Annotated in this window: 26 protein-coding genes; 13 read left to right on the top strand and 13 right to left on the bottom strand. The window is 59.0% G+C overall.

Features of this window, described 5'->3' with window-relative positions; genetic code table 11:
• Positions 1–57: 57 nt before the first annotated feature.
• The 4 genes from AC5I5B_RS12695 to AC5I5B_RS12680 all read left to right on the top strand — a co-directional run bounded on the left by AC5I5B_RS12695 (position 58) and on the right by AC5I5B_RS12680 (position 3,105).
• Complete coding sequence (locus tag AC5I5B_RS12695; protein WP_060727090.1) at positions 58–618, top strand: cysteine hydrolase family protein; 561 nt, start codon at positions 58–60, stop codon at positions 616–618.
• Complete coding sequence (locus tag AC5I5B_RS12690) at positions 618–1,601, top strand: GlxA family transcriptional regulator (protein ID WP_111833824.1); 984 nt, start codon at positions 618–620, stop codon at positions 1,599–1,601. Before AC5I5B_RS12695 ends, AC5I5B_RS12690 begins: the two co-directional genes overlap by 1 nt.
• Before the next feature lie 108 nt (positions 1,602–1,709).
• Positions 1,710–2,660: an aldo/keto reductase gene (locus tag AC5I5B_RS12685; protein ID WP_111794253.1), complete on the top strand. Its 951-nt coding sequence runs from the start codon at positions 1,710–1,712 to the stop codon at positions 2,658–2,660.
• A 1-nt stretch (position 2,661) separates the two neighbouring features.
• A complete protein-coding gene (locus AC5I5B_RS12680; protein WP_111794254.1) occupies positions 2,662–3,105 on the top strand; it encodes a GNAT family N-acetyltransferase in 444 nt (147 codons plus the stop codon).
• On the opposite strand, the gene AC5I5B_RS12675 is transcribed toward AC5I5B_RS12680, so the two are convergent.
• The gene (locus AC5I5B_RS12675; RefSeq protein ID WP_111833766.1) at positions 3,087–3,995 is read right to left on the bottom strand and encodes a LysR family transcriptional regulator; all 909 of its coding nucleotides are present in this window, start codon (positions 3,993–3,995) and stop codon (positions 3,087–3,089) included. The two genes, AC5I5B_RS12680 and AC5I5B_RS12675, sit on opposite strands and share 19 nt — an antisense overlap.
• 175 nt (positions 3,996–4,170) lie before the next feature.
• Here AC5I5B_RS12675 and AC5I5B_RS12670 point away from each other — a divergent pair, with 175 nt between their 5' ends.
• Positions 4,171–5,169, top strand: a complete 999-nt coding sequence (locus tag AC5I5B_RS12670) for an aldo/keto reductase (protein ID WP_111833767.1) — start codon at positions 4,171–4,173, stop codon at positions 5,167–5,169.
• A 52-nt stretch (positions 5,170–5,221) separates the two neighbouring features.
• On the opposite strand, the gene pheT is transcribed toward AC5I5B_RS12670, so the two are convergent.
• The 6 genes from pheT to infC all read right to left on the bottom strand — a co-directional run bounded on the left by pheT (position 5,222) and on the right by infC (position 11,176).
• Positions 5,222–7,645, bottom strand: a complete 2,424-nt coding sequence (pheT, locus tag AC5I5B_RS12665) for a phenylalanine--tRNA ligase subunit beta (protein ID WP_087743220.1) — start codon at positions 7,643–7,645, stop codon at positions 5,222–5,224.
• Positions 7,646–7,669: 24 nt separating this feature from the next.
• Positions 7,670–8,752 carry a phenylalanine--tRNA ligase subunit alpha gene (gene pheS / locus AC5I5B_RS12660; RefSeq protein WP_080833170.1) on the bottom strand — a complete coding sequence of 361 codons (1,083 nt, stop codon included), beginning with the start codon at positions 8,750–8,752 and terminating at the stop codon, positions 7,670–7,672.
• Entirely contained in the window at positions 8,745–9,623 is an 879-nt protein-coding gene (locus AC5I5B_RS12655; protein WP_107674892.1) for a lipopolysaccharide kinase InaA family protein, read from the bottom strand. Before AC5I5B_RS12655 ends, pheS begins: the two co-directional genes overlap by 8 nt.
• Before the next feature lie 175 nt (positions 9,624–9,798).
• Positions 9,799–10,203, bottom strand: coding sequence for a 50S ribosomal protein L20 (gene rplT, locus AC5I5B_RS12650; protein WP_003493358.1), 405 nt, complete (start codon positions 10,201–10,203; stop codon positions 9,799–9,801).
• Positions 10,204–10,243: 40 nt separating this feature from the next.
• The gene (gene rpmI / locus AC5I5B_RS12645; protein WP_003493355.1) at positions 10,244–10,447 is read right to left on the bottom strand and encodes a 50S ribosomal protein L35; all 204 of its coding nucleotides are present in this window, start codon (positions 10,445–10,447) and stop codon (positions 10,244–10,246) included.
• Between the two features lie 192 nt (positions 10,448–10,639).
• The gene (infC, locus tag AC5I5B_RS12640; RefSeq protein ID WP_077767695.1) at positions 10,640–11,176 is read right to left on the bottom strand and encodes a translation initiation factor IF-3; all 537 of its coding nucleotides are present in this window, start codon (positions 11,174–11,176) and stop codon (positions 10,640–10,642) included.
• A gap of 187 nt (positions 11,177–11,363) precedes the next feature.
• On the opposite strand from infC, the gene AC5I5B_RS12635 reads away from it, so the two are divergent.
• Together AC5I5B_RS12635 and AC5I5B_RS12630 are read left to right on the top strand one after the other, a co-directional pair.
• Positions 11,364–12,152: an alpha/beta hydrolase gene (locus AC5I5B_RS12635; protein ID WP_003507461.1), complete on the top strand. Its 789-nt coding sequence runs from the start codon at positions 11,364–11,366 to the stop codon at positions 12,150–12,152.
• Positions 12,153–12,270: 118 nt separating this feature from the next.
• Positions 12,271–12,885: a transglutaminase-like cysteine peptidase gene (locus tag AC5I5B_RS12630; protein ID WP_111833768.1), complete on the top strand. Its 615-nt coding sequence runs from the start codon at positions 12,271–12,273 to the stop codon at positions 12,883–12,885.
• A 54-nt stretch (positions 12,886–12,939) separates the two neighbouring features.
• Here the strand turns inward: AC5I5B_RS12630 and mbfA are convergent, their stop codons facing one another.
• Positions 12,940–13,923: an iron exporter MbfA gene (gene mbfA, locus AC5I5B_RS12625; RefSeq protein ID WP_111833769.1), complete on the bottom strand. Its 984-nt coding sequence runs from the start codon at positions 13,921–13,923 to the stop codon at positions 12,940–12,942.
• A gap of 139 nt (positions 13,924–14,062) precedes the next feature.
• Here mbfA and AC5I5B_RS12620 point away from each other — a divergent pair, with 139 nt between their 5' ends.
• The gene (locus AC5I5B_RS12620; RefSeq protein ID WP_003507455.1) at positions 14,063–14,536 is read left to right on the top strand and encodes a group III truncated hemoglobin; all 474 of its coding nucleotides are present in this window, start codon (positions 14,063–14,065) and stop codon (positions 14,534–14,536) included.
• Positions 14,537–14,714: 178 nt separating this feature from the next.
• Positions 14,715–15,818, top strand: a complete 1,104-nt coding sequence (locus AC5I5B_RS12615) for a TRAP transporter substrate-binding protein (RefSeq protein ID WP_003507447.1) — start codon at positions 14,715–14,717, stop codon at positions 15,816–15,818.
• A gap of 6 nt (positions 15,819–15,824) precedes the next feature.
• Here the strand turns inward: AC5I5B_RS12615 and AC5I5B_RS12610 are convergent, their stop codons facing one another.
• Positions 15,825–16,919, bottom strand: coding sequence for a helix-turn-helix domain-containing protein (locus AC5I5B_RS12610; protein WP_162686220.1), 1,095 nt, complete (start codon positions 16,917–16,919; stop codon positions 15,825–15,827).
• 146 nt (positions 16,920–17,065) lie between these two features.
• On the opposite strand from AC5I5B_RS12610, the gene AC5I5B_RS12605 reads away from it, so the two are divergent.
• Complete coding sequence (locus AC5I5B_RS12605; protein WP_111833825.1) at positions 17,066–18,139, top strand: alpha/beta fold hydrolase; 1,074 nt, start codon at positions 17,066–17,068, stop codon at positions 18,137–18,139.
• An 18-nt stretch (positions 18,140–18,157) separates the two neighbouring features.
• Here the strand turns inward: AC5I5B_RS12605 and AC5I5B_RS12600 are convergent, their stop codons facing one another.
• The 3 genes from AC5I5B_RS12600 to AC5I5B_RS12590 form a co-directional block, all read right to left on the bottom strand.
• The gene (locus AC5I5B_RS12600) at positions 18,158–18,676 is read right to left on the bottom strand and encodes a GNAT family N-acetyltransferase (RefSeq protein WP_080865742.1); all 519 of its coding nucleotides are present in this window, start codon (positions 18,674–18,676) and stop codon (positions 18,158–18,160) included.
• A 19-nt stretch (positions 18,677–18,695) separates the two neighbouring features.
• Positions 18,696–19,277: a helix-turn-helix domain-containing protein gene (locus tag AC5I5B_RS12595; RefSeq protein WP_003507440.1), complete on the bottom strand. Its 582-nt coding sequence runs from the start codon at positions 19,275–19,277 to the stop codon at positions 18,696–18,698.
• Positions 19,278–19,372: 95 nt separating this feature from the next.
• Positions 19,373–19,774: a ketosteroid isomerase-related protein gene (locus AC5I5B_RS12590; RefSeq protein WP_060722784.1), complete on the bottom strand. Its 402-nt coding sequence runs from the start codon at positions 19,772–19,774 to the stop codon at positions 19,373–19,375.
• 72 nt (positions 19,775–19,846) lie between these two features.
• Between AC5I5B_RS12590 and AC5I5B_RS12585 the strand changes: the two genes are divergently transcribed.
• From AC5I5B_RS12585 to lepA, 3 genes are all read left to right on the top strand, one after another.
• The gene (locus tag AC5I5B_RS12585) at positions 19,847–20,455 is read left to right on the top strand and encodes a GNAT family N-acetyltransferase (protein ID WP_020812479.1); all 609 of its coding nucleotides are present in this window, start codon (positions 19,847–19,849) and stop codon (positions 20,453–20,455) included.
• Positions 20,452–21,321, top strand: coding sequence for a carbon-nitrogen hydrolase family protein (locus tag AC5I5B_RS12580; protein ID WP_020812478.1), 870 nt, complete (start codon positions 20,452–20,454; stop codon positions 21,319–21,321). The genes AC5I5B_RS12585 and AC5I5B_RS12580 overlap by 4 nt, the downstream gene beginning before the upstream one ends.
• A gap of 61 nt (positions 21,322–21,382) precedes the next feature.
• Positions 21,383–23,221, top strand: a complete 1,839-nt coding sequence (gene lepA / locus AC5I5B_RS12575) for a translation elongation factor 4 (RefSeq protein WP_035213098.1) — start codon at positions 21,383–21,385, stop codon at positions 23,219–23,221.
• Between the two features lie 67 nt (positions 23,222–23,288).
• Here the strand turns inward: lepA and AC5I5B_RS12570 are convergent, their stop codons facing one another.
• The gene (locus tag AC5I5B_RS12570) at positions 23,289–23,696 is read right to left on the bottom strand and encodes a DUF2000 family protein (protein WP_003507428.1); all 408 of its coding nucleotides are present in this window, start codon (positions 23,694–23,696) and stop codon (positions 23,289–23,291) included.
• Positions 23,697–23,787: the final 91 nt, after the last annotated feature.

The raw sequence follows: 23,787 nt of genomic DNA, 5'->3' as shown, positions 1-23,787 counted from the left end.
TCTTCGAGCTGGATAAGAAGAATTATGCTATGCATGAACCCAATGGAGATACATGAAATGTCCTCTTCTCATACAGCACTGCTGGTCATCGACGTTCAGGAATCCTTTCGGCATGCCCCCTATTTCGAGGAAAGCGGTTTGGCCGCCTATCTGGAGAAACAGCAGGCGCTGATCGATGGCGCCAAAGCCGCGGGCATTCCAGTCGTTCAAATCTTCCATGTCGATGGCGACAAGGCCTTCTCAAAGGACAGTGGCTATATCCGGGCGCTGGAGGGTGTGCGGATCACGCCTGATGTCACCTTTCACAAGAACCGCCATTCGGCTTTTGCCGGCACCGGCCTCGAAATCTGGCTGACACAGAAGGGCATCAACCGGCTGATCGTCTCCGGCATCCGCACCGAACAATGCTGCGAAACCACCACGCGGCACGCTTCTGATCTTGGTTACAGTGTCGATTACGTCACCGAAGCGACCCTTACTTTCCCGATGACACATGCTTCCGGCACCGTCTTCAGCCCGGACGATATCCGCAAACGGACCGAACTGGTGCTGGCTGGCCGCTTCGCACGCATCCTAACCGTCAACGACGTGCTTGCCACCGTCAAAGAGGCCGCATGATGGATAGAGGCGGCACGCGCATCATTCCCTTTTATACGCTTGTGCCGCCTCACGCGCTGTTGCTGGACATTGCCGGTCCGCTCGAAGTGATCCGTTATGCCAACACGGAACAGCGGGACATCCATTTCGACTGCCGATACATTGCTGCGAGTGGCGAACAACAATCCTCCATCGGCCTTGGGCTTTCCGGACTGGAGAGTTTGCCCTCGACCCTGCCGGAAAGTGCTTTCCTGCTGATCTCGGGCAGCACGTCACGCTTCGACAATGATCCGCAGACACAGCGAGAGCGGCAGGCGCTGGCGGCATGGCTGCGCCGCGCGGTGCGTGCCGATACGACAGTCATTTCCATCTGCTCCGGCGCGCTGCTGGCGGGCGAAGCGGGACTTTTCGACGGGCGAAACTGCACGACTCATGCCGATTGCGTTGAAGGGCTGCGCCGCATCGCGCCGCTGTCGCAGGTGGCCGAAAACCGCCTTTTCGTCGAGGATGGCAACCGCTTCTCGAGTGCCGGTATTTCCACCGGCATCGACCTGATGCTGCATGTGGTTTCCCGGCTGACATCCCCGGCCGTTGCGGCCCGCATTGCCAAAACCATGGTGGTCTATCTCAGGCGCAGCGGCAGCGATCCGCAAATCTCCCCCTGGATGACCGGCCGCAACCACATCCACCCCGCCATTCACCGGGTTCAGGACCGTGTGATGGCCGAGCCGGCGCAGGACTGGTCGCTGGAGCGGCTGGCCGATATTGCCGCGCTCAGCGAAAGGCATCTGTCGCGCCTGTTTCGCGAGCATACCGGCATCAGCGTCATCGACTATGTCAACCTGATGCGGGTCAATCTCGCCCGCGACATTCTCGCAAACAGCCGCCTGGATATGGAAGCCATCGCGGAAAGGGCGGGTTTTGCCTCCGCCCGGCATTTGCGGCGTGTCTGGCAACAGCACAATCGCCATCCGCCCAGCCATTATCGCGGTTTTCAGGCCTGATTTTCGCAGACCCTGCCGCTGCCTGATGAATGCCATCAAAGGAATTGAATGGTTATGCCGGCAGGCAGTTGCTACCTTGCCATAAAGACAGCAACAGGAGCATTTTCCGTGGAAAAACGAAGTCTCGGCCGCACCGGCCTCTCCATCGCCCCGATCGTCTTCGGCGGCAACGTGTTTGGCTGGACAGCGGATGAGAAGACTTCCTTTGCCCTGCTCGACGCCTTTTTCGATGCCGGGTTCAATGCCATCGACACGGCGGATGTCTATTCCGCCTGGGTGGATGGCCATGTGGGCGGAGAGTCCGAGGCCATCATCGGCAAATGGCTGAAGCAGTCCAGCGTCAGGCGTGAGGATGCGGTGATCGTCACCAAGGTCGGTTTTGACAATCGCGGCCAGAAGACCGGTCTCAGCGCCAGGTGGATCGCCGAAGCCGTCGAGGCTTCCCTGAAGCGGCTGCAGACCGACTATATCGACCTTTACCTCGCCCACAAGCCGGATGCGGATGTGCCGCTGGAGGAAACACTCGCCGCCTTCGCAAAGCTGAAGGAACAGGGGAAAATCCGCGCCATCGGCTGCTCAAATTATTCCGCAAGCCAGCTTCAGGACGCGCTGGACACGGCTGCAAAGAACAAGCTGCCGCGCTACGACGTGCTGCAGCCGGAATATAATCTCTACAACCGCACGGATTTTGAAGGTCCGCTTGCCGATCTCTGCGTCAGGCAAGAGATCGGGGTGATCAACTATTACAGCCTTGCGGCCGGTTTCCTCACCGGCAAATATCGCGCCAAAGCCGACACCGAAGGCGTTGCCCGCAGCTACCGGGTAGGCGACTACGTCAACACACGCGGCCTTGCCATTCTGGGGGCCATGGATGCGGTTGCCGTGGAAACCGGTGCCAAGCTCGCCGATATCGCACTGGCCTGGCTGCTGCGGAAGAGTGCCGTGACGGCTCCAATTGCCAGCGCCACCAGCCTGTCGCAGCTCGAGAGCTTCAAACGCGCCGTCGATCTGAAGCTGACAGACGAGATGATGGTTCTTCTCGATAAAGCGGGTGCGTGACATGGACCTTACAATTCGTGACGCACAGCCGAGTGACCGGGCGGAATGGCTGCGCCTGTGGAACGATTATCTCGCCTTCTACGATGTCCACCTTGCCGACGACGTGACCGAGCATACTTGGGCGCGTATTCTCGACCCAGCGTCGCGTGTTTCCATGCGTGTGGCCTTGCTCGGCGACAAGATGGCCGGTTTCGCCATCCATCACTTCCATGATTCCACCTGGGTCAAAACACCCGATTGCTATCTGGAAGACCTGTTCGTCGACGGCGCGATCCGCGGCAAGGGAACAGGTCGGGCGCTGATGGATGATCTCATCGCCATCTGCGCCGAAAAAGGCTGGGCACGGCTTTACTGGAACACGGACGAGCACAATCACCGGGCCCAGAATCTCTATAACAGCTACGTGAAAAGCGATGGCCATATCCGCTATCGCATCAAGTTCTGATCACCCCTGAAGCGGAAGAAATCTACGAAAGCCCTCAGCGCCGGGCGCATCTGCCGGCGCGAGGGATAATAGATATAAAAACCGTCAAAGGGCGCGCACCAATCCTCCAGCACGCGGATTAACCTGCCCTCTTTGATATCGTCCTCTACGCGCTGTTCGAAAACGAATGCAAGGCCTGCCCCATCTATTGCCGCCCGGCGAATGAGGCTCTGGTCCGACAGGATCAGCGGTCCCTGTACATCCACCACCAGCGGCTTGCCATTCTTCTCCAGTTCCCAGCGATAGATAAGGCCGCTCGCGAAACGCCGGCGGATGCAGCGGTGACGGATGAGATCCCTCGGATCGGATGGCGGCGGGTTTTCTGCGAAATAGGAGGGCGCGCCAACAATCGCGCCGCGCCATGCACCACTCGCTTTCACCGCAATCATATCCGCATCGAGGTGCTCTCCGAGCCGCAGACCGGCATCGAAGCCTTTCGCGACGATATCTTCGAAGCGATCATCCGTTGAGATTTCGAGTGATATGTCGGGATAGAGCCGCAAGAACTCACCCAGCCGGGGCACGATAAGGTCCTCGGCCGCAAGCCGAGGCAGGGTGATACGCAGAGGACCCGCCGGCCTTCCGCCGTGCTCGGCAAGTGTCTGGATGACCGTATCGATATCGGCAAGAGCCGGTCCCAACGTTTCGAGCAGCAGTTTACCCTCCTCCGTCGGAGAAACGCTGCGGGTGGTGCGGTGAAGCAGCCGCAGGCCAAGGCTTTCCTCCAGCGCAGAGACCGCATGGCTGACGGCGGAAGGCGCGATGGCCAATTCGGCCGCGGCCTTGCGGAAGCTGCGGCCTTCGGCAACGGCGGCGAGAACGGCCAGCTGGGAGAGTTGCACACGGTTCATTGTTCTAAATGATAGAACAACCCAAGCGGATTTGCAGCGGTTATTTTTACCACCGATGGGCAGTATGTTTTGCCCGTACCCACTCCCAAAGGTATATTAAACCGTCTTGGACACACATGCTCCGCCGCAAACCGCGGGATAGCTTTCAAGGCGTGCTCTGACAAAGGACAGGCAGATGAAACACAGAATCCTCGGAAAAGACCTCTCCGTTTCCGCACTCGGGCTTGGCTGCATGGGCATGAGCCATGCTTATGGACCTTCGGATGAAAGCGGTTCTATCGCGACGTTGCATCGCGCCGTCGAGCTTGGCGTCACATTGTTCGATACGGCGGAAGTTTATGGGCCGTTCAAAAACGAAATCCTCCTTGGCAAGGCTTTGAAGCCCTATCGCGATCAGGTGGTCATCGCCACCAAATTCGGCTTCCGCATCGACGGCAGCAAACCTTCGGCGGAAATGATCCAGGGTGTTGACGGTTCGCCGGCAAATGTTCGTGCCGTCGCCGAAGCCTCACTGAAAAGGCTGGGTGTCGATGTCATCGACCTCTATTACCAACACCGCGTCGATCCGGACGTGGCAATTGAAGAGACGGTCGGCGCAATGGCCGATCTGGTGCGGGAAGGCAAGGTGAAGGCGCTCGGCCTTTCGGAGGCGAGTGCGGCGACCCTTCGCAAGGCGCATGCCGTTCACCCGATTGCAGCCATTCAGAGCGAATATTCGCTGTGGACCCGCGATCCCGAAGAAAATGGCGTGCTGGAAACCTGCCGTGAACTCGGCATCGGCTTCGTACCCTTCAGCCCGCTCGGACGCGGCGCTTTGACAGGTGCGCTGAAGTCGCTCGACGGGCTTGCCTCCGACGATTTCCGCCGCAGCCTGCCGCGCTTCCAAAGCGAAAACTTCGATGCCAATCTGGCCCTCATCCAGCTGCTGGAAGATATGGCGGCCGCGAAAGGCGTTACCGCAGGGCAACTGGCGCTCGCCTGGGTCATGGCGCAGGGCGATTTCATCGTGCCGATCCCCGGCACCACGAAAATTGCCAATCTGGAGAAAAACGTGGCGGCAGCGGATGTCGCGCTGACAGCCGACGAAGTTGCCAGCCTCGGCGCATTGCTCTCTCCGACAAAGGTTGCGGGGGAACGTTATCCGGAACGAATGACGCGATTGGCCAATCGCTAAAAACAAAAAGCCGCGGCAACCGCCGCGGCTTTTATCATTTCGTCAGCTGCTTTCAGGCGCGCAGAACGCCGCCCGTCGATTTTTCGACATTGCCGACGATCTTGGCCGTCAGCGCCTCAAAATCCTCATCGGTCAGCGTCTTGTCGACCGGCTGGATCTGGACTTCGATGGCCACCGACTTGCGGTCTTCGCCGAGCGATGCGCCTTCGAAAATATCGAAGACATTAACGCCGGTGATCAGCTTGCGGTCAGCGCTCGTTGCGGCCTTGATGATCGCTCCCGCCTCGACAGACTTGTCGACCACGAAGGCGAAGTCGCGCTTGACCGCCTGGAACGGCGAAAGCTCGAGCGCAGGCTTGGTGCGGGTCGCCTTCTTCTTCGGCTCCTGCATGGCGTCGAGATAGACTTCAAAACCGCAATAGGCGCCGGAAACATCCAGCTCGGACAGTGTCTTCGGGTGGAATTCGCCGAAATAACCGAGCACGACCTTCGGACCCATCTTGATGGTACCGGAGCGGCCGGGATGATACCAGCCGGGGCCGCCGGCCTCGATCTGGACATTGGCCATGGGCAGGCCGCAGGCTTCGAGCACCGCCAGCGCATCGGCCTTGGCGTCGTAGACATCCACGGGCTTGCCGCCGCCCTTCACAGCATTGGACCACATGCGGCCGCTGCCTGCGAGCGAGGCCGTGCCACGGCGAACACCGCCAGCCACGCGACGCTGGGTTTCCGGCGTATCACCCTCATAGGTGCCGGAGACCTCGAAGATCGCGACGTCACCATAGCCCTTGTCGGCATTGCGCTGTGCTGCGGTCAGAAGGCCCGGCAGCAGCGAAGGACGCATGTCCGACATATCGGCCGCGATGGGGTTGGCCAATTTCAGGGCGGGGGAACCGCCGCCGAAAAGCTTCGCCTGCGCTTCCGGAATGAAGGACCAGGTGACGGCTTCCAGCATGCCACGGCTTGCCAAGGCACGGCGCGCAGTGCGGGTGCGGGTCTGCAGCGTCGTCAGGATGCGGCCGTTGACCGCGCCGAAGCTTTCCAGCGGTTCCGGCTTGATATTGTCGACGCCATGGATGCGCATGACTTCTTCGACCAGATCGGCCTTGCCATCAACATCCGGGCGCCAGGACGGCACGGTGACGGATACGCGTTCGCCCGTTCCCTCGACACCAAAACCGAGGCCTTTGAGAATGGTGAGGCTCTCTTCCACCGAGACTTCAAGACCCGTCAGGCGCTTCACTTCCGCCAGCGGAAAATCCACGACCTTGGCCTGATGGCCCTTGTAACCGACAACCTTGACTTCGCCGGCAACGCCGCCGCACAGTTCCAGAACCAGTTCGGTGGTGCGTTCCAGACCCGGGACCATATATTCCGGATCGACGCCTCGCTCGAAACGATAACGCGCATCGGTGATGATGCCGAGCGAACGGCCGGTCTTGGCAATATTGATCGGATCCCAGAGAGCGGATTCGATCAGCACATCGACGGTGTTTTCGTCGCAGCCGGAATGCTCACCGCCCATAATGCCGCCGATCGACTCGAGGCCCTTTTCGTCGGCGATGACGACATTGTTCGTGCCGAGCTTGTATTCGCGCTGGTCGAGCGCGAGGATCGTCTCACCCTCTTTCGCACGGCGAACCGTGAGATCGCCCTTGACCTTGGCGGCGTCGAAGACGTGCATCGGCCGGCCCTGATCGAAGGTCATGTAGTTGGTGATATCAACGAGAGCATTGATAGGACGCAGGCCGATCGCCATCAGGCGCTGCTGCATCCATTTCGGGCTGGGGCCATTCTTCACGCCGCGCACGATGCGCAGCGAAAAGCCGGGGCAAAGCGCCGCATCATCCAGTTCCAGCTTCACATCGACGGGGGTTGCGCCTTCAACCTTGAAGGACGGCGCAGGCTTCGTCTTCAGCTTACCCAGACCGGAGGCGGCGAGATCGCGGGCGATGCCGTAGATCGAAGTGCAGTCCGGACGGTTGGGCGTGAGGTTGATCTCGATGATCGGATCATCGAGGCCAGCATAGGATGCGAAGGAAGTGCCGACAGGCGCATCTTCAGGCAGATCGATGATGCCGTCGTGATCGTCGGAAATGTTGAGCTCCTTTTCGGAGCACATCATGCCGTGGCTTTCGACGCCGCGAATCTTGCCGACGGCCAACGTCACATCGATGCCCGGAACATACATGCCGGGACGAGCGAGCGCACCAACGAGGCCGGCGCGTGCATTCGGCGCGCCGCAGACGATCTGCACCGGCTTGCCGTCACCAGCATCCACCATCAGCACCTTGAGGCGGTCGGCCTCGGGATGTTTTTCAGCGGAAACGACCTTGGCGATGACGAAAGGCTTGTAGGCCGCCTTGTCATCGACGTCCTCGACCTCGAGGCCAATCGCCGTCAGCCGCTCGCAAATCTCGTCCAGCGTCGCATCCGTTTCGAGATGCTCTTTCAGCCAGGAAAGAGTGAATTTCATGTCTTTGCTCCTTGGCTAACCGGATTAAACGCTCAAACCGCCGAACAGCGTCGGCATGTCGAGCGGGCGGAAGCCGTAATGGTTCATCCAGCGGACATCGGCGTTGAAGAAATCGCGCAGATCAGGCATGCCGTATTTCAGCATGGCGATGCGGTCGAGGCCCATGCCCCAGGCAAAGCCCTGATATTCATCCGGGTCCAGCCCACCGGCGCGCAGCACGTTCGGGTGCACCATGCCGCAGCCGAGGATTTCCATCCAGTCCTTGCCTTCGCCGAACTTGACGATGGGGCCGGAACGGTCGCACTGAATATCCACCTCGAAGCTCGGCTCCGTGAAGGGGAAGAACGACGGGCGAAAGCGCATGACGACACTGTCGACCTCGAAGAAGGTCTTGCAGAATTCTTCGAGAATCCAGCGCAGATTGCCGACATGCGCCTTCTTGTCGATGACAAGGCCTTCGACCTGATGGAACATCGGCGAATGGGTCGCGTCGGAGTCCTGACGATAGGTCTTCCCGGGAATGACGATGCGGATCGGCGGCTTCTGACTTTCCATGGTGCGGATCTGCACTGGCGAAGTATGGGTGCGCAGCACCTTGCGCTCGCCCTTTTCATCCGGCTGGAAGAAGAAGGTGTCGTGCATTTCGCGGGCCGGATGGCCTTCGGGGAAATTCAGTGCCGTGAAGTTGTAATAGTCGGTCTCGATGTCCGGACCTTCGGCGATCGAGAACCCCATATCCGCGAAGATGGCAGTAATTTCATCGACGATCTGGCTGATGGGATGAATGCGCCCGCGCTCGGCCGGAGACTGACGAACCGGCAGGCTGACATCCACCGTTTCCGCTTTCAGTCGGGCGGTAATGGCGGCGTCCTTCAGCGCGTTCTTGCGCTCGCCGATGAGGTCGGTGATTTCGGTCTTGAGCTGGTTGATGGCCGCGCCCCGGGTCTGGCGCTCTTCCGGCGTCATGCTGCCAAGCGTCTTCAGAAGCTCCGAAACCGAGCCTTTCTTGCCAAGTGCGGAAACACGCACGGCCTCGATGGCCGGCTCATCGGCAGCCGTGGCAATCTCCGACATCAATTGCGATTTCAAGGTATCAAGTTCAGTCATCTTTTCCTGCCTTGCCGGTATTTTTAACAGCGGCTTCGGGGTTCACAGCATTCATCAAATAGTCGGTCGCCATGATAAAGCGTCGCAGATCACTACCCATCCGCACGCGCCCGATCAACCGGGCAACCGGTAAAAAACGCCCCAGAATGCCGGTCAGACGGCACAATTCTTCCAGCGCCCGGGGCGGGGCGTTTTCGCGCCAGCGGGCAAAGGCGGCATCACAGGTTTTCGGCGCATCGCAGGCGCGGGTCGCGACCTGCAGAAACAGCAGCCAGATATCGCGGGCCTGCGCCGTCTCAAGCGGCATGACGTCCTGCGGGCGTTCCTCGAAATCCATGAAACCGACACGGCCGTCTGCGAGAAAAAAGTCACGCACATGCGGACGTCCATGGCAAAGACCTGCTGCATGCAGTTCGCCGAGCGCCTCGGCGGATTTTACCAGCAGGGCGTCATGCTCCACCGGCATCGCGGTCTTTATCGCGTCCATGCGTTCCATGATGGTGGGACCGACATCCCCCAGGACAACGGCCGTCAGCGAAGAATAGATGATGGGCGGAACAGGAAAACCACGGGCCTTGAAAGCCTGCAGCGTTTCGAGTTCACGGCGCATCAGGCCGGCGCCATCGAGCGGAGGCGACGGGCGCATAAAAGTGTAGGGGAGCAGCTTTGCGAGAAAGGTCTGCAGCTTTATCCACCAAGACGGCGTTTCCGTGCCCTGGCGCTTGATCCAGACGGTCGTCGAAGAAAGTTCGAGTTTCTGCACACGGCGCTCGCTTTTAAGCAAAGCCCGCATCAAGGCTGCGATATCGCTATCTTCCAGATGGACGTGGAAACCCTTCGCCTTTTCCGCGTCGCTTGCGGCAACCAGCATTTTCTGCCCCCAATGGAGCCTGCCGGCCAAAAGCCGGATGCCCCACCCTTTTGGCAACCTCGGCGTAAAAGCGTTACGCACTTCTGCCGAAACTGCCGTGAATTCCAAAAAACGAAAACCCGCGCCGGAGGACCGGCGCGGGTTTCAAATGAACAACAGATTGTCCGCGCCGTAATTACTTTACAGCGGTTTCAAACTCGTTGGCCGTACCAGCGTCCTTGAGGTACTCAAGCGCCTTCTTCGCTGCTTCGACGAGCGCGCCGAATGCTGCCGGCTCATGGATAGCCATGTCGGACAGAACCTTGCGGTCGACTTCGATGCCAGCCTTGTTCAGGCCGTCGATGAAGCGGCCGTAGGTCAGGCCGAATTCGCGAACAGCAGCGTTGATACGCTGGATCCACAGAGCGCGGAAGTTGCGCTTGTTGACCTTACGGTCGCGGTAAGCGTACTGCTTGGAACGATCCACGGCAGCCTTTGCTGCGCGGATGGTGTTCTTGCGGCGGCCGTAGAAGCCCTTGGCTGCCTTGAGTGTCTTGGTGTGCTTGGCGCGGGAAGTTACGCCACGTTTTACGCGTGCCATGTCATGATCTCCTTAAAGTGTCCAAAAGTGCGGAAAAGTCTCAGAGACCGTTCGGCAGGTAGTTCTTGACGACCTTCTTGCCGTCAGCTTCGGCGAGAACCATGGTTCCACGCGCGTCGCGAATGAACTTGTTGGTACGCTTGATCATGCCGTGGCGCTTACCGGCGGCGGCTGCAACAACCTTGCCGGTAGCAGTGATCTTGAACCGCTTCTTTGCAGCGGACTTCGTCTTCATCTTGGGCATTTTGCTACTCCGTTTTTTGTATCGAAACAGGCAGACGAGGCCTATTTCAAGCTATTCAGGAACGGCCTCGGCATGCCCTGCCGGACCGTTCGGACGCGCGCTTATAACCGCAGTCGGCTAAAAGCGCAACGGGGAATGATAATTTCCCCTTGGCGTTGGGATACGCGCCAGGTCTGTGAACGCGTAAAAAGATTATTTCGGGGCGAGAACCATCATCATCTGACGGCCTTCCAGCTTCGGCTCGGCTTCCACCTTGGCAATCGCCTGAGTGTCTTCCTTCACCTGAAGGAGAAGCTTCATGCCGAGTTCCTGGTGGGCCATTTCGCGGCCACGGAACTTCAGCGTCACCTTCACCTTATCGCCATCGTCAAAGAAGCGGCCCATCGCCTTCATCTTCACGTCATAATCATGCGTGTCGATGTTGGGGCGCATCTTGATTTCTTTAACTTCGACGATCTTCTGTTTCTTGCGCGCTTCGGCGGCCTTCTTCTGGGTCGAATACTTCAGCTTGCCGAGATCGAGGATCTTGCATACCGGCGGTTCAGCGTTCGGCGAAATCTCGACGAGATCGAGACCGGCCTCTTCCGCCATTTTCAAAGCCTGATCCGTCGGCATGCTACCGAGGTTCTGGCCCTCTTCATCAATAAGCTGAACTCTGGGAACCCGAATTTCCCGGTTGGAGCGCGGGCCCTCCTTGACGGGGGCATCGGCTTTGAAAGGTCTGCGAATGGTCGTATTCTCCTGATCTGTTTCTGGATCACGTCAGCAAAAAACAGCTTGTTTGGTACAAGCGGCGGAAATGTCGTTATTGCCGTGGCGAAGTCAATAGCATATCTGCCCGAAAAGATCACCTGTTGCCACGGTTTTTGCAAATACGCCGCCGATATTGCACGAAAATCAGGAGAATTGCATATACATGACCGAACAAGCTGCTGAATTCCTGCATATAGGAGCGGGTGACGACGCCCGCAACATCGCTTTCCTCCATCGCTCCCCAACATCCCAGCCGAACGCACCAACGCTCGTCTGGCTCGGCGGCTATCGCTCCGACATGACGGGAACCAAGGCGGTTGAGCTCGATCGTTTTGCAGCGGAAAACGGCCTTGCCTGCCTGCGGCTCGATTATTCCGGGCACGGGGCTTCCGGCGGTGATTTCAACAAAGGCACGATCTCGAGATGGCTCGAAGAGGCACTTGCGGTGGTGCGTGCAAAGGCGCCGTCGCGTGTCGTTCTCGTCGGCTCGTCGATGGGCGGGTGGATTGCGTTGCGTATGGTCGAGGAGCTGCGCAAGGCGGGTGGAGCGCCCTCCGTCGCCGGTCTGGTTCTCATTGCGCCTGCGCCGGATTTCACGCAGGAACTGATAGAGCCCAGCCTGTCGGATGCGGAAAGGACCTCTCTCGCAGAACGGGGTTACTTCGAGGAACATTCGGAGTATAGCCCCGAGCCCAACATCTTCACCCGCGCGCTGATGGAAGACGGAAAGCAGAACCGGGTGCTCACCGGCATCATCACGACCGGCTGTCCGGTTCATGTTCTGCAGGGCATGCGCGACCCCGATGTTCCCTATCAGCATGCGCTGAAGCTCATCGAACATCTTCCCGCCGACGATGTGGTGCTGACGCTGATCCGTGACGGAGACCACCGGCTTTCCCGGCCACAGGATATCGAGCGGATGCTCGCGGCGGTCAAAGCCCTTGCAATATAGGCATTTGCGCAACGCTCTTAACCATATTCAACGAGTCTTGCGCATCGCCGATTGCTAGAGATTGACTCAAACCCCCTATCCCTCTTAACTTTTCGTTAAGAATTAAGGGACGGGTTTCATGATGAACGCACCGCTGGCGCGTGCTCTGCTGTTTGCAGTTGCTGCCGGGCTAATGACTGCTGCCTCCGCCATGGCGGAAATCAATGGAAGCCCTTCCATGGTGACGGGCGGGATCACGTCCCAGCCGATCGGACATTACGAGTTCTGTCAGAAATACGCCGACGAATGCAATATTCGCAGCAAGGCGACACCGCCCCCGCGCGTCACAGATTATGGCTGGGATGTCATTCGCGAGGTCAATACGTCCGTCAACACCACGATCGTGGCGATGACCGACCAGGAAATCTACGGCAAGGACGAAGTCTGGGAATATCCGACGACCGCCGGTGACTGCGAAGATTTTGTGCTGCTGAAGCGCAAGAAACTGGTCGAGCGCGGTTTTTCCGTTGCCGATCTGCTGATCACCGTCGTGCGTAAACCGGATGGTGAAGGCCATGCGGTGCTGACGCTTCGCACCACTGATGGCGACTATATTCTCGACAACCTCACCGACGATGTGAAGCTCTGGACCGATACTAACTATACCTATCTGAAGCGGCAGGCGTCCTTCAATACGGGCCGTTGGGTCTCCATCGAAGATGGTCGCGACGTTCTGGTTGGCGCATTGCGCTGACGCTTGGCCCACGTTTGACAGATTGAGAGCCCGCCATCGCGGGCTCTTTCTTTTTCATCCGTTGCCGATGATAATGCCGGCCGCCAGCACCAATGAGCCGCCGAGGACCACCTGAAACACCGCGCGCAGGAACGGCGTTTCCATGAAGCGGTTTTGAATGAAGGCGATGGCCCAGAGTTCCACGAAAACGACGACGGCCGCAATCGCCGTTGCTGTCCAGAAATGCGGGATGAGATAGGGCAAGGCATGTCCGAGACCGCCGATGGCCGTCATGATGCCCGATGCCAGACCCCGCTTCACCGGAGAACCGCGACCCGAAAGCTTGCCGTCATCATGGGCCGCCTCGGTGAAGCCCATGGAGATACCAGCGCCGACGGAGGCTGAAAGGCCGATCAGGAAAGTCTGCCAGGTATCCTGCGTGGCGAAGGCGGCCGCAAAGATCGGTGCGAGCGTCGAGACGGAGCCATCCATCAGACCGGCGAGACCGGGCTGCACATAGGTCAGAAGAAACTGCCGCTTTGCGGTTTCCTCCTCTTCCGTCCGACCATTTTCATCAAGATGTTTTTCTTCCAGCATCTGCGCAATGTCTTCGTGGCCCCGTTCCGCCTCGGCCAGATCGCCGAGCAACTTGCGCGTAGAGGCATCGCTGGTGCGCTTGACGGCCTCATCGTAAAAACGGATCGCCTGCGCTTCCATCAATTCGGCCTGCGCACGGATTTTCTCGAGCGACAGGTTCTTCACGAGCCAGTCCGGGGTGCGCTCGTAAAAACCGCGTACATGTTCTCGGCGGATCAGCGGGATCGTCTCTCCGAAACGGCGACGATGCATGTCGATCAGGACATTTCGATGCTGCTGCTCGACCTCCGCCATATCGTCGAAGACTTTGGCCGATTGCGGATATTGCGCGCGCAGGTGATCGGCATAGGAACGATAGATGCGGGAATCGTCTTCTTCGGACGAAATGGCGAGTGCGAGGATTTCCTGTTCGCCGAGAGAGGAAAAGGGGCGTTTGGACAGGGAAAAAAGACTGCGAAACATGGCTGAAACCTTTTTAGAATAATTCTAAATACATCCGCCCTGCGCCGAGATCAAGTCATCTTAGAATAATTCTAATAAGGCAAAGGGTCGCATTGCAGGCCGCCTCGCAGCGGGGTAAATTCGCGGAAAAGGAAGCACCATGCAGGAAGACGTTGCGGCGAGAGCCGCCCACAGCGCGGAAATTCAGGACAGGGCGGAAAAGGCCATGGCGGAAATCGGCGTGGATGCCGGTTTCATCGACCTGCTGGTGGAAACATTCTACGGCCGCGTTCTTGAACACTCCACGCTTGGCCCGGTTTTTGATGCGCGACTCGCCGGGCGCTGGCCGGAGCATATGGCCAGGATGAAACAGTTCTGGACGGCCGTCGCCTTCAAGAATGGCGGTTATGGCGGCAAGCCCGTGCAGGCCCATCTCGGGGTAAAAGGCATGTCGGCGGAGCTTTTTCCGCAGTGGCTCACGCTGTTTTCCGCCACGCTTGATGATATTGCGCCGAGCAAAGAGGCACATGACTGGTTCATGGAAACGGCGCAACGCATCGCCAGAAGCCTGACGCTTTCGCTGTTTTACAATCCCGCAATGGATGACCCGGCCTTAAAGCGCAGCATGCCTTAGCCGCAGCCGCGCCGAACAGCGAAAGACCGGTACAAGCAACAATTGCCAAGCCGTGCGTAAGATCACGCAAGTTTCAAACATTCCCTCTTGATGGCCGCAGGGATAAATGTTTAGTAGCCGACGGGAGGCGTACCGTGCGGTTCGCCTGTAATATGCAGACATATCAGGGCTTATCGACATGGATCGCAGATCATTTATCCGCAAGGCGGGCGCCGTTGGCGCCGGTGTTACCGCAACGGCGCTGGCCGCTCCGGCCATTGCACAGGAAAACCCCAAGATCACCTGGCGCATGACGTCGTCCTTCACCAAGGGCCTCGACATTCTTTTCGGCGCGGGCCAGATCGTCGCAGATCATGTCAAGGAAGCCTCCGGCGGCAACTTCGTCATTCAGCATTTCGCCGGCGGTGAAATCGTGCCGGCGCTGCAGGCAGCGGATGCGGTGACGGCCGGAACCGTCGAAATGGCGCATACCTGCTCCTATTATTACGTCGGCAAGGACCCGACCTTTGCACTCGGAACGTCGGTTCCCTTCGGCCTTAACGCACGCCAGACGAATGCCTGGTTCAACCAGGCCGGTGGCAACGAGCTGCTCAATGAATTCCTTGCCCAGCACAATATCTACTCGATCCTGCTCGGCAATACCGGCGCCCAGATGGGCGGCTGGTTCCGTAAGGAAATCAACACCATCGACGACCTCAAAGGCCTGAAGATGCGTATCGCCGGCCTCACCGGCCAGGTCATGCAGAAGGTTGGCGTGACACCGCAGCAGATCGCCGGCGGCGATGTCTATGCCGCGCTGGAAAAGGGCACGATCGACGCCACCGAATTTGTCGGCCCCTATGACGACCAGAAGCTTGGTTTCTACAAGGTCGCAAAATATTACTACTACCCCGCATGGTGGGAAGGCGGCCCGGCCGTTCATGCCTTCGTGAATCTGCAGAAGTTCAATGAGCTGCCCGAGAATTACAAGCGCATCCTGAAAGACGCCTGCGCCGCCGGCAGCGCCAGCATGCTGGAACGCTACGATGCGCGCAATCCGAAGGCGCTGAAGGAACTCGTGGCGCAGGGCGCTATCCTGCGCCCCTTCAGCCAGGAAATCCTCGACGTCTGCCACAAGGCCGCGCAGGACACCTATGCGGAGATTTCGGCCAAGAACGAGAGCTTCAAGAAGATCTACGAAAGCCAGCAGGCCTTCAAGAAGGACGCTTATCTCTGGGCGCAGATCGCGGAATATACTTATGACACCTACATGATGATCCAGCAGCGCAACGGCACGCTCTGATCCCCATCATTTCCCGACGATCTTCAAACGGTCATCCGGCATCTGCCGGGTGGCCGTTTTGTTTGGTGAGACCAGTTTCCACACTTCACGCTCCCGCCAGTCGACAGGGCTCATGCCGGTGACGCGGCGAAATTCGCGGTTGAAGTTGGACTTGGTCTGAAAGCCCGAGGACAACATGATCGCGGTTACCGATTGCTCCGTTTCCTCAAGCAGCCGGCAGGCTTCGCGGATGCGCAACTGGTTGACATATTGCGAGACATTGACGCCGAGCGAGCGATTGATCGCGCCTGATATCTGCCGGCTCGGCAGCCCGAGGCGTCTTGCAAGCCGCGACAGGTTGAGGTTCTCATCACGGTAAAGCGCCTGCGCCGCCATCAGCCGATCGACCCTTGCAATGATGTCCCGGTCCTGCTCGGATGGCTCCGGCGGCGGCGGCAATTCCGCGACCGGATCCATGGCCGTTTGTGGTGCTTTGCTTTCACCGGCCAACGCAGCCATGAGGCCAATCAACAACAGTCCGAAAAGATTGGCATTGCTGACGAGCGCTGCAACATTTTGCCCGTGCGCCCATTCGAAATCGAAAAACACCAGAAGATCGAACAGGGCGGAAACGCACAGGGCTAATGCGGCGATAATCAGCGCCCGGTGCGCGGAGGCGACGCTGGCGAATTGCGCCTCATCCAGCCCATCCGGCCCTTTTCTGCCAAGAAGAAGCAGGGCGACGGCGTGGCCGACGAAGATGACGATCAGTGCAAGATCGATCGCCATCGGCAAGGTGACTTCCATGATGACGATGAGCAAAGGCGACAGGACGAGATTGGCGAGCATCGCTCTCCTGCTTTCCGCCCCCACTCCCATCAGTCCGCGAAAGGCAATGTAGACAAGCGGCGGCAGGCAGGCTGCGAGGATCGGCAGAACATAACGCGTTTCGATGACGCCATACCCCCAGCGCAGGCCGACAAGGACGGATTGCACGGCACAAAGCACGATCAGCGCCAGAAAGGCCCGGTTGGTCCGCACATCGTCTCCACCTCGAAGGAAAACAATGAACATGACGACCAGCAGAAGCGCCACGACGAAAGGCAGCGGAATGAACAGCACGAATGATATCCCCGGAACACAACGACTTATATTGCGAGTTCATGGACCAGATCGCGTTTCGGGACGACCTTTAACGTGATCAAGGACGCGAAAAATATGTGGCGGCGCAGATTGAACCCCGTTCTTCCCAACCGCACGAGGTTTTCATGCGCCCTATTAGCACCATCACGACCATACTGTTTTCCGCTCTCGTCACCCAGCCTGTTTTTGCAGGCGAGGTGGTTGGCGCCAGCGAAACCACCATCCATTCGCCGGCACGCGGCAAGGACCTTGCCGTCACTGTCTGGTATCCATCCGACGGAAAGGGCACACAGACGCTTTCCGGCGAGGACCGGATTTTTCAAGGCACGCCCGTGTTCAAGGATGGCGCGGTGAACCCGGGTCGCCTGCCGCTTGTACTTCTGTCCCACGGCTCGGGTTCAAGAGTGTCCGGTATGGCATGGATCGCCGCAAAGCTTGCGAGCGAAGGTTTCATTGTCGCCGGAACCAACCATCCCGGCACCACCAGCGGCGATTCCACGCCCGCCGATACGCCGAAAATCTGGGAGCGAACGGACGATCTCTCCACGATCGTTACGGCCCTGGCGGCAGAGGGCAAATGGTCGAATGCGATCGACACGAAGAGGATCGGCGTTCTCGGCTTTTCGCTGGGCGGCAGCGCGGCGATGGAGATTGCGAGTGCGCGCGCCGATCTCGATGCCTATGCGCGCTATTGCGAAGACCATGCCACGATGATGGATTGCCAATGGTTTGCTGGCGGCCGGGGTTATCTCGATAATGAGCCGGTCAACGTGCCGAAGCTTGATCTCAGAACCCTCGACAAGGCCCGTTTCGAGCAGCAGAACCGTGATCCCCGCATCCGTTCCGCCGTACTGATCGATCCGGGCCTGGCGCTGGCCTTCAAACCGGACAGTCTGAAAGAGATCGATATTCCGCTGACCTTCATCAATCTCGGCAGCAAGGGCAAAATTCCCGCGGCTGTGCTTGCGGATAAACTCGCGGACGAAGTACCCGGCGCGACCTACCAGCAGGTGGATGACGCCAATCATTTCAGCTTCCTGCCGCTGTGCAAGCCGGATGCCGATGCGTTCCTCAAATCCATCGGCGAGCGCGACCCGATCTGCGAGCCGGCCGGACCACGGGACCGCGCCGATATTCACGCACAATTGGAGACGATGATTGTTACCGCCTTCAACCGTACGCTGAAGCCGGGCCAGTGAAACGGAAGTCTGAAAAGACTAGCCGATCCGCTTGTAGAACAGGGTGGTGCCGCAAAAGCGTCCATCCGGGAACAGGGCGTAATCGGGAATGACGCCGACCCGCTCCCAGCCAAGACGAGGATAAATCGCCTCGGCATCGCTACCCGTGGCCGTATCCAGAACCAGAAGGGTACGGCCACGTTTTACCGCCTCCTCCTCCACCTTTTGCATGAGCATACGGGCAAGTCCGAGGCCGCGTGCGGATGGGTGCACGAGAAGCTTCATCAGATCACCGCGATGCGGCTGATTGGGCTTCGAGGCAAGACCGACCTGCACGGTGCCCACCACCTTGCCATCCACCTCCGCCGCCACATGAATGGTCGCACCCTCGCCTGTCGTTTCCGCCACGGATCGCCAGAAGGGTTCAGCATCCTGTGGGGAAAAGGGCAACATGAAGCCGACGGATGCACCGCCATTCACGCAGGCGGCGAGGACTTCGCAGAGTTCAGGCAGGGCATCGATCGTCTCTTCCCGGTTCAACACGCGGATAGTGGCCATAAGAACTCCTGTAGGGAAATCAGCGCTGTCTTTGATCCAGCACGACGGCGTAACGGGCAGGTTTTTCGGAAGGATTGTGGAAGACGTGCCCTTCTCCCACCGGCATGAAAAGGCAATCGCCGGGCTCCAGCCGGTGAACGTCTCCGCCGCTTGTCATTTCCAGCACACCTTCGAAAAGCCAGACATATTGCGTCATCCCCCGGCTTGCCGCATGCGGCGGGAAACCGACGCGCGCACCGGCCGGAAATTCGACTTCGACGATATCGACATCGGAACCCACACGCGGCGGGGAAATGGCGCGGCGGACATAGCCTGTCTCGGGGTCTTTCCAGACCTGCTGGTCACGCTTTCTCACCAGCGGGGAAACAGCCTCTTCGTTTTCGGCGAAAAAGCCGGAGAGCGACAGACCAAGGGCTGCGCAGATGCGGGCAAGCAGCGACGCGGTTGGGCTCGCCTCCCCGCGCTCGATACGGGAAATCATGGCGCGGCTGACGCCGGATTCAGACGCAAGCCTGTCCAGCGTCAGGCCGTTTTCAGCCCGCAATGTTTTGATCCGCTCACCGATCGAGCGCTCAAGAATATGATCTTCGTTTTCCATCATACGAGAATTGCATTCTCATATGATGGAGTCAATATCCATGATAATGGAAACAAGGATTATCTCTTGCCCGCCGATTGCGGGCGAGAAATCACGCCTTAAGCGCCGACCTGGGCAATCCAGTCGTTCAGATTATAGTAGTTCGTTACTCGGCTAACTTTTCCATCCTTCAGGTCGAAGAAGGCGCCGGCCGGCAGTACATATTTCTGGCTACTCGCCTCGGGCAATCCCTCATCGGTCTTGAGATATTCACCATTAACGATGAATTCGGCGGAAACACGCTTGCCGTCATCGCTCGCCATGATGACCATATCGGTGAGGTTTTCCTTATAGCAGCGGTTCATGTGGTCCATGAAGGAGGCGAAGGCGGCCTTGCCGGTCTGGCGCTCGCCCTGATTGATGTCATGCACCACCTCGTCATGAAGGAGCGCCAGAAAGGCATCCATGTCCTGACGGTTGAAGGCTTCGTAATAGGCGCGGATGGTCTCGGCAGCGGTCATCGTCTTCTCCGTTCAATGCTTGCGCGGGTTTTCCATGACGGTATAACCAGTGCAACCGAAAGTGAAATGCCCATGACCGTCGAAATCAAGTCTCTTTCCGGCATTGACGCCACACCCTATTTCGATGATCTCGCGCGCCTGCGGATCGAGGTGTTTCGCGCTTTTCCCTATCTCTACGACGGTTCGCTGGATTATGAACGCAAATATCTCGCGACCTATGCCGATACGGACGGCGCGGTCTTCGTGCTGGCGCTCGATGACGCCAGAGTGGTCGGCATGTCCACCGGCATGCCGATGGCGGCAGAGACCGATGAGGTGAAAGCACCGTTTGCCGAAGCGGGCTACGATCCGGACCGGATATTTTATTTCGGTGAAAGCGTGCTGCTGCCCGGCTATCGCGGTCACGGGATAGGCGTGCGCTTCTTCGAGGAGCGGGAGGCGCATGCAAAGAGGCTCGGCTTTAACCGTTGCACCTTCTGCGCGGTCGAGCGGCCTGCCGACCATCCCCGCCGGCCGGCGGATTACGTGCCGCTCAATGCCTTCTGGGAAAAGCGCGGTTATCACCATCACCCTGAACTGCGCACCAACTTCACATGGCAGGACCTCGACGAAAACACCGAGAGCCCGAAACCCCTGTCCTTCTGGATGAAGACCATTCTTGCCGGAGACGGAGATAAATGACACGCCTCGCCGCCAGCCAATATGCCATCGAACTGATCGAGACATGGGAGGCTTATGCCGCGCATCTTTCCGCCATCGTCCGCGAGGCTAAGGAAAAAGGCGCCGAACTGCTGCTGTTGCCGGAATATTCGGCTATGGCGCTGACCGGGCAATTGCCACCCGACGCGCGTTCCGATCTGCATCGTTCCATCGAAGAGATACAGCCGTTGATCCCTTCCTGGGTGGAGCTTTGCGAGGAACTGGCGCGGCAACATCAAATCCTCTTCCAGCCGGGCAGCGCGCCAGTAAAGGACCCGGACGACAAGTTCCGCAACCGCGCATGGCTGTTCGGCCCGGATGGGCTGATCGGTTATCAGGACAAGCAGATCATGACCCGTTTCGAGCGGGAGCAGTGGAACATTCATGCGGGCGTCGAGGGACTGAAAGCCTTCGAGACGCCGATCGGCAAGCTCGGCATTCTCATCTGTTACGACAACGAGTTCCCGATGCTGGGCCGCAGGCTGGCGGAGCTTGGCGTCGAACTCGTTCTCGCCCCCAGCTGCACCGACACGCTGGCGGGTGCTTACCGGGTGCGGATTGGCGCGCAGGCGCGGGCGCTGGAAAACCAATATGCCATCCTCTCCTCCCCCACCGCGGGCGAGGCCCCGTGGTCTCCTGCGGTTGATGAAAATCGCGGCCGCGCCGCACTTTATGTGCCTTCGGATTACGGCATGCCGGCATCCGGCATCATCGCGGAAAGCGAGAGTGATGCGGTGACGCAAAGCAGCCTTCTCATCGCCGATATCGATCTTGCCGCCGTTGCAAGGCTCCGCACCGAAGGGCAGGTTGCCACCCGCCGCGACTGGCCAGAGCAATTTGCGATCTAAAAAGCCCATTTTAAAAGGCTTTTAACCAAATTCCCGCTTTGCGGCATGAGAAGCCCCTGCTATAGCGCGGGACATGAGCACAAATTCGACCCGCACGCCCCTGGACCATATCCGCAACTTCTCGATCGTTGCCCACATCGATCACGGCAAATCGACGCTGGCCGACCGGTTGATCCAGTCGACGGGCGGCCTTGCCGAACGCGACATGTCGGAACAGGTTCTCGATTCGATGGATATCGAGCGCGAGCGTGGCATCACCATCAAGGCTCAGACCGTGCGCCTGCACTACAAGGCGAATAACGGTGAGACCTATGTGCTGAACCTCATTGACACGCCCGGCCACGTCGACTTCGCCTACGAAGTGTCCCGCTCGCTTTCGGCCTGTGAAGGTTCGCTGCTGGTGGTCGACGCATCGCAGGGCGTCGAAGCCCAGACGCTGGCGAACGTCTATCAGGCGATCGACAATAATCACGAGCTGGTCACCGTGCTCAACAAGATCGACCTGCCGGCGGCCGAACCCGACCGCATCAAGGAGCAGATCGAGGAGGTGATCGGCATCGATGCGTCCGACGCCGTGATGATTTCGGCGAAGACCGGGCTTGGCATTCCCGATGTTCTGGAAGCCATCGTCAATCGCCTGCCGCCGCCGAAAAGTGAAGTCGGTGAAAACGGGCCGCTGAAGGCGCTGCTGGTTGATAGCTGGTACGACACCTATCTCGGCGTCATGGTTCTCGTGCGCGTCATCGACGGCGTGCTGAGCAAGGGTCAGCAGATCCGCATGATGGGTTCGGGCGCGAAATACGGCATCGAGCGCGTCGGTGTGCTCACCCCGAAGATGGTCAATGTCGACAGCCTCGGCCCCGGCGAGATCGGCTTCATCACCGCCTCGATCAAGGAAGTCGCCGATACGCGCGTTGGCGATACCATCACCGACGACAAGCGCCCGACGGCGCAGGCCCTGCCCGGCTTCAAGCCAGCACAGCCCGTGGTGTTCTGCGGTCTCTTCCCGGTCGATGCGGCCGACTTCGAAGACCTGCGCGCAGCGGTCGGTAAACTTCGCCTCAACGATGCTTCCTTCTCCTTCGAAATGGAATCGTCCGCCGCCCTCGGCTTCGGTTTCCGCTGCGGCTTCCTCGGCCTGCTGCATCTCGAAATCATTCAGGAACGCCTCGAGCGCGAGTTCAATCTCGATCTCGTCGCCACTGCCCCGTCGGTCGTCTATGAAATGACGCTGACCGATGGCACGGAAAAAGAGCTGCATAACCCGGCCGACATGCCCGACGTTGTGAAGATCAAGGAAATCCGCGAGCCGTGGATCAAGGCGACGATCCTGACGCCCGACGAATATCTCGGCGGCATCCTGAAACTCTGTCAGGACCGGCGCGGCCTGCAGACGGAGCTGACCTATGTCGGCAACCGCGCGATGATCACCTATGAACTCCCGCTCAACGAAGTGGTGTTCGATTTCTACGACCGGCTGAAGTCCATCTCCAAGGGTTACGCCTCGTTCGATTACAACATCATCGACTACCGCGAAGGCGACCTCGTGAAGATGTCGATCCTCGTCAATGGCGATCCCGTGGATGCGCTGTCCATGCTGGTTCACCGCTCGGCGGCAGACCGGCGCGGACGCGGCATGTGCGAAAAGCTGAAGGAACTCATTCCGCCGCACATGTTCCAGATCCCGATCCAGGCGGCCATCGGCGGCAAGGTCATCGCCCGCGAAACCGTGCGCGCGCTGCGCAAGGACGTGACGGCGAAGTGCTACGGCGGCGACGCAACGCGCAAACGCAAGCTTCTGGACAAGCAGAAGGAAGGCAAGAAGCGCATGCGCCAGTTCGGCAAGGTGGAAATTCCGCAGGAAGCCTTCATCGCCGCTCTGAAGATGAACGACGAATAAGCGGCAATCACTTGCCATCGTTCTTGAAGGGAGGCCCACAGCCTCCCTTTTGCGTTTTAGGGTCCGATCACCCGTGCAGCTTCGCGCCCTTGGTGATCTTGTCGACGATCTTCTTGTCGGCCCTCAGCGCCATGCCGACCACCTTGGCGTTGTCAGGAGAAAACTCCGAAAATACCTGGCGATTGGCGACGTCGTGCCCGGTAGCGAACATTTCCTCGATATAAAGCGATGTCGTGACGTCGCGCTCGAGGGATCGCTGGTGGATTTTGCGCAGCGCCTCCTGATCCGTGGCCATGACGACGACAGGCTGGATGGACAGGGGATTATAGACGTTGCCTGCCCCGTCGCGGTATGGTTCTCCAATGATCTCCTTGGTCTGGGCGACGATCCCGGACATGAGGAATGCGGTAACGTTCAGTTTTTGCCACACGGCAAGGTCATCGCGAAGGATGACGGCGATCTTGGTATCAAACATGCGAACTCAATCTGGCTGTGGTTACGAAAGAGAAGCGACCCTAGCGCCTCGGGGCGGCGGCGATCTTGAACGTTCGTGCAAATTCGAAGGG

The organism is Agrobacterium sp. (assembly GCF_059499945.1).
The sequence above is the reverse complement of the archived record's forward strand: the minus strand, read 5'-3'. Positions and strand labels throughout refer to the sequence as shown.